The following is a 13,671-nucleotide window of genomic DNA, read 5'->3' as shown; positions in this document are numbered from 1 at the left end:
ATCTAGATCACCACCGTCGAAAGCGCGATGACCGTGTCGGCCGGCACCTCGACTGCGCGGTCGGTCGGATTGCGCAGCGCCAAATCGACCGAGTACCAGCCCGCCACGCCCTCGCGATTGTCATAGAGCACATGGTCCTGCTCGGTAACCGTGCCGAGCACGGCCCGCGCGGGACCCTCGCCCAGCACGTCCGCGGCGGCGGTGCAGATCACCATCTGCCGCGCGTTGACCGGCGCCGCGGCCAGCTCGATCGGGTAAGAGGCAATCTCGATCGAGCGCGCCTTCGCGACCCTGCCGGCCGGCACGAACAGCCGGAGCGTGCGGAAGCGGCGCGTCTGTCGCGGCGCTAACGCGACCGCGTCGGGCAAGCGAAAGATGTAACCGCCCTGCTGCTGCAGCGCGGCGGCGCGGAAGACGCCGATCGAGCGATCGCTGGCGACGGAGCCGGAGAGGGTCTGCGCACTTGCGGCATCGGCCCACACGGACACCCAATAATCACGGCCGAGGCCGCCGAAGGAGCCCTGGACGTGGACTGCGATGCTGTCCCGGATCGTCGCCGCACCCGACAGCAGGTTCTGATTGCCCGTGCGCCAGAAGGGCACGCCGACGGCGCAGGCGAGATCGACGTTGCTGCACCCGTTCACCGCGATGGCGCCGCCGCTCGGCTCTTGGATCTCGGTGGAGAGATGCACGTCGCGACAGCGATTCAGCGTCAGTGCGACGTGCTGCGGATAGGGCGGTTCGCCGCGGAAGGCGCCGGCGCGGGCGAGTAATAGCCCTGCGGCGGAGACATTGGAGCAATCCTCCAGGACGATCTGGTCGCCGCCGCTCTCGAAGACGGTCACGGCGTTCAGCGTGATGAACGTCGTCTCGCGCATATAGATGGGCGTGCCGCTCCCGTGGAACAGGCGCAGGTTCTCGAGCCGCAACCCGTCGCATCGGTGCGCCTCGACCACGCCATCACAGTGGATCGAAACGATCGCCTCGCCGATACGCGCGTCACGGACGGTGTAGACCTTTGAGGTGGGCGTGCCGAAGCGAAAGACGCGGCGACAATCGCTCGCGGACCAGTCGCTAATGCTCGGCATCTGGGTGTCGGGGGAACCGGCGCGCTGATTCGCGTCGATCGCGACGTCCAGGCCATGAAAGGAGACGTCGCGCGCCTCGAATTGCGAGGACCCGGTGATATCGACGCCGACCGCGCCCTTCTGCTGTCCCGCGGGCCAGCCCCAGCGCGATTGGCGGCCGCCGATCGCCTTGATCGCGATGCCCTCGATGGTGCTGCTGTTGCTGCCAGTCGCGTCGAAGGCGAGCGTCCCGTCGACCAGTATCTCGGAGCGCACGACAGTCGGAAAGGCGGCCTCATCGTAGGGTTCCCACGCCGACTTGCCGGTGCCGACGATACGCTGTCCGCTCCCGAGCTTCACCGCGCTGCCCAAGCGGTAACGACCGGGCGGGACGAACAGGTAGCGCGTGGCGGCGAGGGCGCGGCGAAACGCCGCGCTGTCGTCGGTCACACCGTCCCCGATGGCGCCGAACTCGCGCACCGAGGCAATGTCGCGGCCGCTATGACCCATCGGCGTTGCCGGACCGAGCGCCGCCGAGGAGAGCGTCGGCGCGGCGGGTACGCCGCCGAGGAAGCCGGTGACGATCGAGCGGCGCGTTGCTCGTAGAGGATCCCACATCATCTCGCTCCGTCGTTCGCAATTCGGGCGGGCGCCCTTCAGGATCCATCGCGCGCGCCGGCGTCACGCCAGAACGGGACGAGGTAGCGCAACTGGGTCAAGCCGAGCGCACGATGCCATATCGTCGGGCCATGTGTCGCCATCGCGACGCCGAGGCGCCACGCGAGCGGACCACGCCCGGGCAGTGGCGAGCGGTCGGCCCGCTCGTTCACCACCGCGGCGGCGACGGGGAGATCGGCGATGAACGCTCGCGCCTGGACGTTGACCGCCCGCGACAACGTCGCCGCGCGCCGCACGTAACCGATCGCGGAGCGTCGACGCCCGGCGCCCAGCACGTTGCTGTCATGCTGGCGGTAGAGCCCGAGTCGTTCGGGTTCGAACTCGACGCGGCCGAGGTACGTGGCGAGCAGCACCAGCGCCCAATCGTGCATCACATAGTGTTCGAGCCGCTGATGCTCCAGCATGAGCGCGAGGAGTGCCGGGGTGGCTGCGATCGTGTGGCCGATCACCGGACTAGCGATCATCAGTCGAGCCGGCTCGAGGTCCCGCGGCAATCGGAACGGACGACCTTCGTAGAAACTTGGCCGCAGCTCGCGCAACTCGGCGTCGCAGAGGATAACGTCGTGGAAGGCGAGGATCCGGTCGTCGACGCCGCGTCGCGCGGCGGCCACCCGGGCAGCCATTCGGGCCGTCTTCTGCGGCAGCCAGACGTCGTCTTGATCACTGAGGAACACGAGGTCGTCGTCGGCGCAGCGCGGCACGATCTCCGCGAGCGCGTGGCGAAACGACAGCGTCACACCGGGGGCATGGTCGACCAACCGGACGTCTAGCCTGGGCCACCGGGGCGCGAGGCCCGCCAGCAACGACCGCGTCGCGTCGGTCGAGGCGAAGTCGAACACATGGACCCGGTCGACCGGTAGCTGCTGCTCCATGATCGACGCGAGTTGCGCCTCGAGGAAGTGCGCGCCGTTATGCGCGCACATGACGACCCGGATCATCGCTTCCTCACGCCCGCGGCGGCACCACCTCGAGCTCTGGGAGGGGGAATAGCAGCGTATTCCCGGCGAGCTCACGCGACGCCACGAAGAAGTCGCGGAAATGCCACGGCAGCACGAGCAGATAGTCGGTCTTGTCGCCGAGCAGCTGCTCCTGCGGAACAATCGGGATCCAGGTTCCCGGCGTCACGCAGCCGAACTTATCCGGGTTGACCTCGCCGACGGCCGTGATCGTATCGGGACTAAGCTGACAATATTGCAGCAGCACGTTGCCCTTGGTCGAAGCGCCGAGCGCGGCGACCGTCTTGCCCTCCGCGCGCGCTGCGGCGACGAAGGCGGTGAGTTCCTCACGCAGTCGACGGGTGCGCTCGGCGAAGCGATGGTAGACCTCGAGCGAGTTGATGCCGTCGCTCTCCTCCCGGCTGAGCAGAGCCGCGACCGTGGCAGGCAGCGGCGCGCCATCGGCCTTGCCCGCCGTCACCGAGAAACTGCCGCCGTTGACGTCGTTGAACTCGACGTCGCGGATCGCCAGGCCGGCACGTTCCGCCATCCAGTGTATCTGCCGGAGCGCGTAGAACTCGATATGCTCGTGGCAAACCGTGTCGTAGGAATTGCGCGCGAGCATGGTCGGCAGATAGCTCTGCTCGAACACCCAGACGCCGTCGTCCTCCAGGATCCCTTCGATCTCGCGCATGAAAGCGAGCGGGTCCTCCAGGTCGTAGAACATCGAGAAGGACGTGACCACACGCGCCTTGCGGCCGGGGAAGCGTTCGCGGACGAGACGCTCCGTGAAGAAGTCGGGAATGACATCGACGTGAGGCTTGTAATATTGGTGGAACTTCGCCGCCGTAGGGTCGATGCCGACCAGTGTCACGCCGTCCGCCGGGTAGAAACCCAGCGTGGTGCCATCGTTGCTGCCGATGTCGACGATCAGGTCGCCCGGGCGGATCAGGTCGAGATCGGTGATACGGCGGACCTTGGCCTCTAGATGCTTGACCATGCTCTGGTTCAGACCTGAGCGATAGCCGTAGTTCTCGCCATACATCTCTTCAAGGTCATAGCTGCGGTCGAGCTGGACCAGTCCGCAGGTGTCGTCGCCGACGCATTTGACCAGAACGAGCGGGCCGCCGGTCAGCTCAAAATCCTCCCCGCGCGGGAAGGTGCCCGTCAGGCGCTGCTCGCCGAGGTCAAGGACCGGCTCCAGCCGCTCGTTGCCGCAGATGCGACATGCTTTGATCGGATCCGTCACGCCATCTTCCCTTCTTGAATGCCTGCCCGCAAGGCGAGCAGGTCGGCATCCACCATGTTCTTGATCATCGTCTGAAATCCTATGCGTGGTGCCCAGCCGAGGCGGGTGCGCGCGCGCCGCGCGTCACCCATCAGCTGGGCGCCGTCGGGTGATCGCCGCAACGCCGGGTCGACGCGGACGTGCCGGTTCCAGTCCAGCCCGACATGAGCAAAGGCGATCTCACACAATTCGGCAACCGAGTGCGTCTCGCCGCTCGCGACGACATAATCATCCGGCTGGTCGGCTCGCAGCATCAGCGCCATGGCGCGCACGATGTCGGCGGCATGGCTCCAGTCACGCCGCGCCTCGAGATCGCCGAGGACCAGCTCGTCCGTCGCTCCCACCGCGATGGCGGCGGCCGCGCGCGTGATCTTGCGCGTGACGAAGGCGGCAGGGCGGCGCTCACTCTCATGGTTGAAAAGAATGGCGGAGCAGGCGAACGTCCGGTCGCGCTGCCGCGCCATGCCGATCAGCTGATGCGCCAGCAGCTTCGCCGCACCATAGGGGCTGCGTGGGGTGAAGGTGGTGTGCTCGTCTTGCGGGCTGGTTCGCGCGATACCAAACATCTCGCTACTCGACGCCTGACAGAAACGGGTCGGGGCGCCCCGGATCGCGTCGAGCACGCGGGCGACCAGAACTCCGTTGATCTCGGCGATCTCGACGGGCCGATCGTGCATCCCCGAGCCGGTCGAGAAGGCGGCGAAATTGTAGATCTCGTCCGGGCAGAAGCGGTCGACGAGCGCCGCGATCGCGGCCGTGCTGTGCAGGTCCACATCAGTCAACTCCGCCGCGCCGCAGCCGCTCGCGCCAAGGCGCGCGCGCGCGGAGGACGGATCGCGCGACGTGCCGACGACGCGATAGCCCTCACCGAGCAACAGCTCTGCGAGATAGGAGCCGTCCTGCCCGGCGATACCGAATATCAGCGCGGTGCGAGGCATCACGCCGGATGCTTTGACGGAGATTGCGCCGCCATACGGCGGCTGAGCGCGCTCGCGAAGCGGCTGTTCCAGGCGAGCGCATAGCAGGCCGGTCGGTAACGCCCGCGCATGGCGAGCAGGAACGACAGCGCGAGCACGTTCGCGAGGCGACCCGGCAGCAGTGCGAGCGCGAGCAGACCGAGGCGCCAAACGCCGACGCGCCGCCCGCCGAAGAAGCGCCGGTATTGGCCAAGGTCGTACGAGCCATTGGCGCGGAAGCCGAGCATCTTACGCGGGATCTGCCACGGTCGGACAGGGGTGACCGCGGCCTTGGCGGCATCGGAGAAACCTGGGAAACGCCAGATCATCTCGGGCCACATAAACATCCAGATCTCGAACCCGCGCGCGCTCCACATCGCATTGCCGAAGCGGATCTGGATCAGCGGTTCGCCGAGCAGGATCACGCGCTCGATCGGCGCCTGAAAGATGACGCCGACATGGATGAAGAGGGAGCCATAATAAGGCTGGCGCGCGCGGCTCAGCCACAACGAGCGACGGATCACGGTGCCACCGATAAACGACAGCACATCGCCGGCGTCGGCGAGAAAGGCGTTCCCGTCATCCGCGCCATAGCGGCGTATCCCCGAGAATCCGAAACGCCGGGTCTGCAGCATCGCCGCGCAACGGACATCCAGGATCTCGGCGTCTACGACCAGCAAGTCGGGATCTTCGTCGAGCAAGCCGAGCACCCGGTCGACGGCACCGTCCTTGAGCAGGTCGTCGTCGGTCATCAGCCAGACATATCGGCCGCGCGCATAGCCGACCGCTTTGTCATAGTCGGCGTCTACCCCCGAGTTCGTCTCCTCGCGAACGTAGCGCAACTGCGGCCAGTCACGCGTGTAGCTTGACATCACCGCAGGGGTGTCATCGGGCGAGGCGCCGTCAACGACGATCAGCTCGACGTCGGGCCGAAGCTGCGGGAGGATCGTGTCGAGCGTCGCCGCGATGAAGTTGCCGCGTTTGAACGTCGCCATACAGATCGAGAGCAGCGGCTCAGTCACTCGATTGCCCCCGCAACGAGCGCAGAACGTGGCCAATCGCGCCCCCGACTCCGGGGAGTGCCAACAATCGATCGGAGAGGTTGCGTCGGATCATCAGACCGCGCGCGCGCACCATCGAGGTGCGATAGGCCTGCTCCGGCCGCTCCCCTGCGACCGCGTCGCCGCGCGCGGCATACCAGTCGTTCACACCGGTGCGTCGGAAGCGGACGTAGCCCTGCCGCTCCAGGAGCCCGCGTAGGCCGTTGCCGAAGAAGATCGAATTGTCCTCGATGATCAGCACGCGCGGGCGCCAGCGCGCCAAGTTGAAGCCTGCCAGCACTGCCGCCTCGTGGCCCTCCACGTCGATGGAGACGAAGGCGATCTCGCCCGGCGCGACGCCGGCCTGCTCCAGGATCTCGTCGAGCGGCGCCGTGGCCACCGCCACCTCGCGCACCGTGAGGCCCTGCCGCCGTATCCCGTCGCGCGCACCGGGTTCGATACTGGAGACCGCGTGAGACAGATCGGCGCCCTCCGCCAGCATCAGCGTGGTCGTGCCGCGCGCCGCTGAGGCGGCGCCCTCGAACAGGAAGGAAGCGCGTTCCCTTCGTAGCCGGGCGCAAAGGTCGGGATTGGGCTCGACGAGCACGCAGCGCCAGCCGATCCGCTCGAAATAGAGGCTGACGCTGCCCGTGACGCCGTCGTTGGCGCCGACGTCGACGCACACGCCGGCGCCGCCGTCGCGGAACATGTCGGCCAGCAGCCGGTCCTCACCGAACTGCCCGTAAAATTGCTCTGCCACGACCCTCATAATCCTATGTCAGTCCAGCCCTGGCGCGCCTCATCAAGAGCCGCCCTTCCGGCATCAGCAGCACATTCGTCGCCGCTGCTCCCGCCGCACCGACCAAGCTCACCAGCAGACGCATCACGTCGCTGCCCGCGATCGGTATCACCGCCGCCGCTGCAAACCCGAAAGCGACTGAAATGGCAAGAGGGGGCCCGACCGCCTTCGTCGCCCATCGCCGCCCCTCGCCGGGCAGGATATGCCGGTGCGTCAGCCAGGTGCCGAGCACGACATAGCATAAGTGAAGTACCAGCCAGGCGGCGGCGACACCGAACGCGCCGCGAGCGAGCGCCAGGACGATGACCAGCGGGAGGAACACGAGGGACAGGCATAGGTTGATCGTCAGCGGCAACGTCGTATTCCCCATGGCGAGTTGCAGCGCGTAAGGAAAGTACATGATGCAGTGCGCTGCGGTGCCGAGACAGAGCAGCACGACGATCAGCGACGTCTGCTGCACGATCATCGGGTCATGCACCCACAGCGTGAGAATGCTCGGAGCGCCGACGACGATGCACATCGCAGCGGGGAGGATCAGTGACAGGAACAAGCGCGTCGACGAGTGATATTGACGCGACAGCTCGTGCTCGGAACCCGCCTCTACCAACGAGCAGAACTGCGGATAAACCACGTTGAACGCCGGCGTGATCAGCCGGTAGAGGATGCTCGTGAGTGCGGTGGCGATCGTGTAATGCCCGACCTGCACCAGCGTGGCGGTGCGCATCAATACGACCTTGTCGATCTGCGAGAACACGATCCCGGTCGCCGCCACGCCCGCCATCCCGGCCGAGAAGCGCCATATCGATCGGATCGCCGTCCAGTCGAAGCGATCGGTCGCGTCCTGGCCGATCGCCCGTCGCGCGGCATGGCGCATGGCGAGCGAGTGGAGCAGCCCGACGGCCGCCTGCCAGAGAAAGAAAGCGCGAAGTGAGGGCTCGATAAAGGCCAGCACCGCGACGGCCCCGCCGTTGCCCAACGTCGTCGTCGCGATGGTGATCGCGCTGGCCAGGTCGATCCGACGGGTGCCGTTCAGCACGCCGGTGTACAGCGTCGAGGGCCAGCGCAGCCCGACGGTGACCGCGCTGAGCGCGAGCGCCAACGTGACCTGACCAGTGGGCAGCGATCCAGCGTGAAGCCAATTGCGCGCGATCCACGGCGCCATCGCGGCCAGAAGCGCCGCGACCAGACAGCCCCCGACGACGAAGAGGACAGACATGGAGTGGACGAGGCGCCGCGCCGCGGCCATGTGGCCGCTGACTCCGGCGCGAGCGACCTCGCGGCTGACTGCGGGGGAGAGGCCGAGATCGAGCAGCACGAAGAGGCTCTGCAGCGTCAGGTGAACGCCGATCATCCCATAGGCTTCGATCCCGAGGTAGCGGATATACCACGGTACCACGAGTAGGCCGATCAGCGCGGTCCAGCCGGAGCTCGCCACCCCGGCGATAAAATTCCGACCGCTCGTCACGATCGTCAGCTATGCAGACCGTGCTGGCGCAGCAGTGCCTCGCGTTCGGCGCCGCGGCGATCAGACGCGACCATCTCGCGCACGAGTTCATCGAAACTGGTGCTGGGCTGCCAACCCAACGCCTCGTGCGCCAGTGTCGGGTCGCCCAGCAGCGTCTCGACCTCAGTGGGACGAAAGTAGCGCGGATCAACCGCGACGATGCGACGGCCGGTGTCGTCGAGCGCGACTTCATCCAAACCCTCGCCCTGCCACGTGAGTGGCATGCCGAGTTCTCTAAACGTCGCACCGACGAAGTCACGCACCGTATGCTGTACCCCCGTGGCAATCACGAAATCGCGCGGACGATCCTGCTGGAGCATGCGCCACTGCATCTCGACGTAATCGCGTGCGTGGCCCCAATCGCGTCGCGCGTCCATGTTGCCGAGGTAGAGACAGTCCTGCAGACCCAACTTGATCCGTGCCGCACCGCGCGTGATCTTGCGCGTTACGAAATTTTCGCCGCGGACCGGGGACTCATGATTAAAGAGAATTCCGTTGCAAGCAAAAATATCGTATGCTTCACGGTAGTTGACGACCGTCCAATAGGCGAACATCTTGGCCACGGCATAGGGCGAGCGCGGGTAGAAGGGGGTCGTCTCGCGCTGCGGCACCTCTTGGACCAGGCCGTACAGCTCCGAGGTGGACGCCTGGTAAAAGCGCGTACGCCGCGCCAGTCCGAGCGCGCGGATCGCCTCCAGCAGCCGAAGGGTACCCAATGCGTTGACGTCGGCGGTATATTCTGGCTGCTCGAACGACACGGCGACGTGGCTCTGCGCGGCGAGGTTGTAGACCTCGTCCGGTTCGATCTGCTGAAGCAGCCGGATCAGGTTGCCGCCGTCGGTCAGGTCGCCGTGGTGGAGGAAGAGACGAACTTGTTCTTCGTGCGGGTCGCGGTAGAGATGGTCGATCCGATCGGTGTTGAAGCTCGACGACCGCCGCTTGATGCCGTGAACGACGTACCCTTTGCTGAGCAGCAGGGCCGCGAGATAAGATCCATCCTGTCCCGTGATCCCGGTGATCAGCGCCGTCTTCGTCTTCTGCATTATCAACCAGCCTTGCTCAAACCCAAACGGCGGCCCGCGCCGTTCCAAATAATACAGCAGGAAGACAGCACGGTGTGGAGCGCGCATGTTCCTGTCACCGGACCGGAGCAGGGCCTTATCGGCGAGGCTCCTAGCGAACAAGCGTCATTGTTGGAGCTCCGGACCGGTCGGCGGATCTGGTTCGACGCGGAACAGCAGCTGACAGGTGAGATACCAGGATGGCAGAAAGAGCCAGGGATTGTTGAAGCCGATCAGTGCGTAGGTTGCAAACCGGGCATAGCCGCGGAGCGATTGCTCCGCGGCAGATAGAAACATGGCGAGGATGAGCAGCAGTATCGCCGTCGTGGCGGCGGGGCCGAGCTGGAGCACCAGCATCGGTAGCTGCATCTCAATCTGATAGGGTTGGTCGCGGTCGGTCGAAAGGTAGGGAATGAAGGTGCCCCAGCCCCAACCACTCCAATTATCCTGAAGCAAGCTGAGAATGACCTGGAGCTGGAGCTGCTTCGCGCTGAGGCTGAGGTCGATGTCGGGCCGAATCACGGGCAGGTAGATGAAGAGCAGCACCGCGCTCCCCACCGCCGCGATCGCCGTCGCGACCTTGATGTGAGGCGGACTGCGAAGGATGTAGGGCGCCATGAGATTGGCCGCGAGCAGTGCCATCACCACAGCACTTCGAGCGATTAGGACAACGAAGAAAGTTACCGCCGCCAGAGTTGCGAGCTGCAACCAGCGGCGACGGAAGGTCGACAGAAGCGCAATTGCGGCGAGGCTCGAGGACTCGAAATAGATCCGGTAGGTCACGCCGTCACTGCCCTCGATACGGTTCAGACCGCGAAATCCGTACAGATCGACATCATAGACGAGAAAGTAGATGCTCAGAGCGACATTGAACAACGTGAAGTACGTCAGCAATTTGCGAAGCAGACGCGGGTCACGGCGGACGCCGTAGTTGAGCGCTGGCATGGCGAAGACGAACAGCATGAAGCCGATCAGGTGGACTTGGTCATATCCGTTACCGAATTGTGTAAAGTACACCAGCAGCCCGACCACGCCGAGGGCGAGAGCCAGCATCAGGTCGCGGCGGTAGCGCGTGTCCCCGCTCCCGACCAGCAGCAACCCAGGAACGACAAACGCTTTCTGCGAGACCAAGAGGAGCAACGGCCAGGCGTTGGTCAGCAGCGGAAAGGCCATGGCCCGAACCGTCGGCCAAAGGGAGGGCGCGACGGGGGCGGCGGGCGCTACCGACGCGTTGGACGGCAGGGAGAGCAGCCCCGGCGCCGGCAAGGCGGCGTTATCGGGCACCGAAGCCGCCGATCATCGTGGGGATCGTCCGCAGCGCGATGATGATGTCGAGCCAGGCAGAGAAATACTTGATGTAGTAGAAATCGTACGACAGCTTCTGGTTGATGGCGTCGAGATCGGTCACGTGTCCCTGCTGGACCTGCGCCCAGCCGCTGATCCCGGGCCGAACGATGTGACGGTAGCTGTAGAACGGAATCTCGCTCTCGTACCAGCGCGACAGCGGCACCGCCTCCGGTCGCGGACCGATCCAGCTCATCTCGCCGCGAAGGATGTTGACGATCTGCGGCAGCTCGTCGAGCCGGGTACGGCGCAGCACCCGACCGATGCGGGTCACCCGATCGTCGTCGCTGCGTGTCATTGCGTCCTCGCGAGCGCCGTGCTCGTCCGCGATCGCGTCGCGCGGGCGCATCGATCGGAACTTGACCATCCGGAAGGTCTGGCCACGATATCCCATCCGCTCCTGCCGAAAGAAGATTCCGCCCGGTGAGTCCAGAGCGATGATCATCGCGATCATGGCCATTGGACCGAGCAGTAGTGGCAACAGCAATACCACACCGACGAGGTCAAGCAGCCGCTTAACCCGGCGATAGGCGTGGTTGGGCAGCAACGAGCCGAAACTGTTCTCCGACAGATGCTCGATCGTGACACGCCCTGTGAGCGACTCGCGCAGCAGTTTAGAATGATAGACGGTCCGCCCACTGATCGCGGCCTCGGCCAGCATCCGTTCCCAAGCGGCGGCGTGATCATGGCGAAAATCTGCGACGATGAGGCACGGCTCATGCTGCGGTACGACAGGGGTGTCGAGCATCATCCAGCGCGCCTCGTCGATGTCCTGGAGCGTGTCGGCGTCGCCGCCAGGCACGACAGAGAAGATCGGCTTGACGAGCCGCTCGGTCAGGAAGGCGAGGCCGAAGGCGGTGAGCACCGCGACCACGAAGCTGCTTGTTAGCACCACCCGGCTGTAGACCAGTCTCAGGCCCAGGATCCCGACGAGAACGATGCCGTAACTGGCCGCGAGCGACGGTAGGATCATCGAATAGGACCGCATGCCCGGAAAGTCGTCGACGCGGCGCAGGATCATCAGCCCGGTCAACGTCGCTATCGCCGCTGCCACGACGCTGTTCAGAATGGCCCGGTTCGACTCCGCGGTAATAAAGCCGAGATAGACGTACAATCCCGGCGCCGCGACTGAGAGCGCCCACATGAGCACGATCTGGAAGCGCAATCGCCGAACGATCGTCATGTTCCGCATCGGACTTGCGACGATCTGCTTGGTCATTAGCATGAACGGTTCCACTCGCGTTCATCTGGCACGATCGAGCCGACCGATGCCATCTCTAAAGGTACCCACCAGTGCGCCAGTGCAGCCTCAGCCGCGCTATAGGCGCGTCCTCACGCGTCGACCAGGCTAGCGCCCCATTCGTTCATCCCGTCCGTCGCCCTGGCGCAGTACTCGCGCCTGGCCATATTCAGCTGATGCATCGCTTGCACTCGAATGATGTCAACCTCTCGGTGCCATGGGGAACGCATAGCCACTACGCCTCGTGCGGTGCTCACCATACGGCGCCGCGTGGTAGGGCAGCTGCGTCGGATGCGCAACCGGCACGTGATGCCACACGGCAGGAGAGTGCCGCCTGTTTCAAGCACGACAGACGTTGCGATCGCTCGCGCAAGATCCTAGGCGAGAAGCCATGTCCTCAGCGCATCGGTCCAGACTGTCCGGCAAGTTCAGCGTTTCGCTTTGTCTTCTCGCCGGCCTCTTGGCGGGGCTATGGCTCGCCGGTGGTGCGTCGCGCCCGGACGTTTTGGGGCAGGCGATCGTGCGCGGCGCGGCGTGGCTGTCGCTGATCACCATGTCGCTAATCGGTGAGCGTCCCGCAATGCGGCGCGTGGCCCTGCCGGCTGTGCTGCTCTCACTCGTAGCGCTGCTGCCGCTGCTGCAGCTCATTCCGCTCCCGGTCGCGCTGTGGCAATCGTTGCCCGGACGCGACCTGTTGCGCGAGGCGGCAGCGGCCAGCGGGCAGTCGCAGCCGTGGCGTCCGTGGTCGATGGTTCCGGCGGCCACTGCCAACGCGCTCGGTGCGCTGATTGTCCCCGCCGCGGTTCTGGTACTTACGGCGGGGCTGCGTGAGCGCGAGCGCGGCCATCTGCCCGCGATCCTCCTGACGGTCGTGCTGGCTGGAACGCTGGTCGGCCTCCTCCAGGCATCGGGGGCGGGGTTTGGCAATGCCCTGATCAACGGCACGCCAGGCGACGTCAGCGGTACGTTCGCCAACCGCAACCACTTCGCACTGTTCGTCGCGATCGGATGCGTCGTGGTGCCAAGCTGGGCGTTCAACGGTGGGCGGCGCTCCGGATGGCGCGGTCCGGTCGCCCTCGGGCTCATGCCCTTCTTCGTGCTCACGCTGCTGGCGACCGGCTCCCGCGCCGGTCTTGCGGTCGGCGCGATGGCGGTGGCGCTGGCACTGGTGCTCGCCAGGCAGGGACTGCGGCGCGAGCTGCGCCGTGCGCCGCGGTGGGTTCTTCCGACCACCGTCGCCGCGCTTGTCGCGGTCCTGGCCCTGCTGATCGGCATCAGCATCACCGCGGACCGGGCTCAATCGATCAATCGGCTCGTCACGATCGACGCCGCGCAGGATACGCGCTTACGCGCGCTGCCGACCGTGCTGAAGATGGTAACGGACTATTTTCCGGCGGGAACGGGATTCGGCAGCTTCGATCCGATCTTTCGCGCCAATGAACCTTACGCGCTGCTTAAACCCACCTTCTTCAATCACGCGCACAACGACTTCCTCGAAATCGTGTTGGACGGTGGCGCGGCGGGGCTGGTCGTCCTAGTAAGCGCGCTGGTGTGGTGGGCCATGTCCGCCGTGCGCGCCATGCGGGCGCCCATGCCTGACGCGTTGCCGGCGCGCACCGGCGCGGCAATCTTGCTGCTGATCATGGTTGCCAGCGTCTTTGATTACCCGGCGCGCACGCCGCTGATGATGGCGGTGATCGCGCTGGCCGCCTCGTGGCTCGCCTACGCGCCGCCCCCGGCCGAATAGTGCGCCGGTGGC

At 65.6% G+C, this 13,671-nt stretch carries 11 protein-coding genes; 1 reads left to right on the top strand and 10 read right to left on the bottom strand.

The window, feature by feature from the left end; genetic code table 11:
* Positions 1 to 2: 2 nt before the first annotated feature.
* The 10 genes from KZ820_RS17695 to KZ820_RS17650 form a co-directional block, all read right to left on the bottom strand.
* Complete coding sequence (locus KZ820_RS17695; RefSeq protein WP_219750148.1) at positions 3 to 1,577, bottom strand: glycosyl hydrolase family 28-related protein; 1,575 nt, start codon at positions 1,575 to 1,577, stop codon at positions 3 to 5.
* Positions 1,578 to 1,723: 146 nt separating this feature from the next.
* Positions 1,724 to 2,668, bottom strand: a complete 945-nt coding sequence (locus tag KZ820_RS17690; RefSeq protein WP_258048319.1) for a glycosyltransferase — start codon at positions 2,666 to 2,668, stop codon at positions 1,724 to 1,726.
* A gap of 22 nt (positions 2,669 to 2,690) precedes the next feature.
* Positions 2,691 to 3,929, bottom strand: a complete 1,239-nt coding sequence (locus KZ820_RS17685; RefSeq protein ID WP_219750144.1) for a class I SAM-dependent methyltransferase — start codon at positions 3,927 to 3,929, stop codon at positions 2,691 to 2,693.
* Positions 3,926 to 4,906: a GDP-mannose 4,6-dehydratase gene (locus tag KZ820_RS17680; RefSeq protein ID WP_219750142.1), complete on the bottom strand. Its 981-nt coding sequence runs from the start codon at positions 4,904 to 4,906 to the stop codon at positions 3,926 to 3,928. Before KZ820_RS17680 ends, KZ820_RS17685 begins: the two co-directional genes overlap by 4 nt.
* Complete coding sequence (locus tag KZ820_RS17675) at positions 4,906 to 5,919, bottom strand: glycosyltransferase family 2 protein (RefSeq protein WP_258048317.1); 1,014 nt, start codon at positions 5,917 to 5,919, stop codon at positions 4,906 to 4,908. Before KZ820_RS17675 ends, KZ820_RS17680 begins: the two co-directional genes overlap by 1 nt.
* A gap of 19 nt (positions 5,920 to 5,938) precedes the next feature.
* Entirely contained in the window at positions 5,939 to 6,724 is a 786-nt protein-coding gene (locus KZ820_RS17670) for an FkbM family methyltransferase (protein WP_219750138.1), read from the bottom strand.
* Positions 6,725 to 6,737: 13 nt separating this feature from the next.
* The gene (locus tag KZ820_RS17665) at positions 6,738 to 8,228 is read right to left on the bottom strand and encodes a lipopolysaccharide biosynthesis protein (RefSeq protein ID WP_308462271.1); all 1,491 of its coding nucleotides are present in this window, start codon (positions 8,226 to 8,228) and stop codon (positions 6,738 to 6,740) included.
* Positions 8,229 to 8,233: 5 nt separating this feature from the next.
* Entirely contained in the window at positions 8,234 to 9,310 is a 1,077-nt protein-coding gene (gene gmd / locus KZ820_RS17660; RefSeq protein WP_219750134.1) for a GDP-mannose 4,6-dehydratase, read from the bottom strand.
* Between the two features lie 144 nt (positions 9,311 to 9,454).
* Positions 9,455 to 10,612, bottom strand: coding sequence for a hypothetical protein (locus KZ820_RS17655; RefSeq protein ID WP_219750132.1), 1,158 nt, complete (start codon positions 10,610 to 10,612; stop codon positions 9,455 to 9,457).
* Entirely contained in the window at positions 10,602 to 11,837 is a 1,236-nt protein-coding gene (locus KZ820_RS17650) for a sugar transferase (RefSeq protein ID WP_219750129.1), read from the bottom strand. Before KZ820_RS17650 ends, KZ820_RS17655 begins: the two co-directional genes overlap by 11 nt.
* Positions 11,838 to 12,303: 466 nt before the next feature.
* Here KZ820_RS17650 and KZ820_RS17645 point away from each other — a divergent pair, with 466 nt between their 5' ends.
* Complete coding sequence (locus KZ820_RS17645) at positions 12,304 to 13,659, top strand: O-antigen ligase family protein (protein ID WP_219750127.1); 1,356 nt, start codon at positions 12,304 to 12,306, stop codon at positions 13,657 to 13,659.
* The last annotated feature ends 12 nt before the right edge of the window (positions 13,660 to 13,671 follow it).

This window comes from Sphingomonas citri, from assembly GCF_019429485.1.
Taxonomy (GTDB): Bacteria; Pseudomonadota; Alphaproteobacteria; order Sphingomonadales; family Sphingomonadaceae; genus Sphingomonas; species Sphingomonas citri.
Note: the sequence above shows the minus strand (reverse complement) of the source record. Positions and strands in the feature narration are given on the sequence as shown.

What these genes read in the sequence shown, in the direction of transcription:
- KZ820_RS17695 (WP_219750148.1), bottom strand. Translation starts at nt 1,577, where the DNA reads ATGGGTCATAGCGGCCGCGACATTGCCTCGGTGCGCGAGTTCGGCGCC.
- KZ820_RS17690 (WP_258048319.1), bottom strand. Translation starts at nt 2,668, where the DNA reads ATGTGCGCGCATAACGGCGCGCACTTCCTCGAGGCGCAACTCGCGTCG.
- KZ820_RS17680 (WP_219750142.1), bottom strand. Translation starts at nt 4,906, where the DNA reads ATGCCTCGCACCGCGCTGATATTCGGTATCGCCGGGCAGGACGGCTCC.
- KZ820_RS17675 (WP_258048317.1), bottom strand. Translation starts at nt 5,919, where the DNA reads ATGGCGACGTTCAAACGCGGCAACTTCATCGCGGCGACGCTCGACACG.
- gmd (WP_219750134.1), bottom strand. Translation starts at nt 9,310, where the DNA reads ATGCAGAAGACGAAGACGGCGCTGATCACCGGGATCACGGGACAGGAT.
- KZ820_RS17645 (WP_219750127.1), top strand. Translation starts at nt 12,304, where the DNA reads ATGTCCTCAGCGCATCGGTCCAGACTGTCCGGCAAGTTCAGCGTTTCG.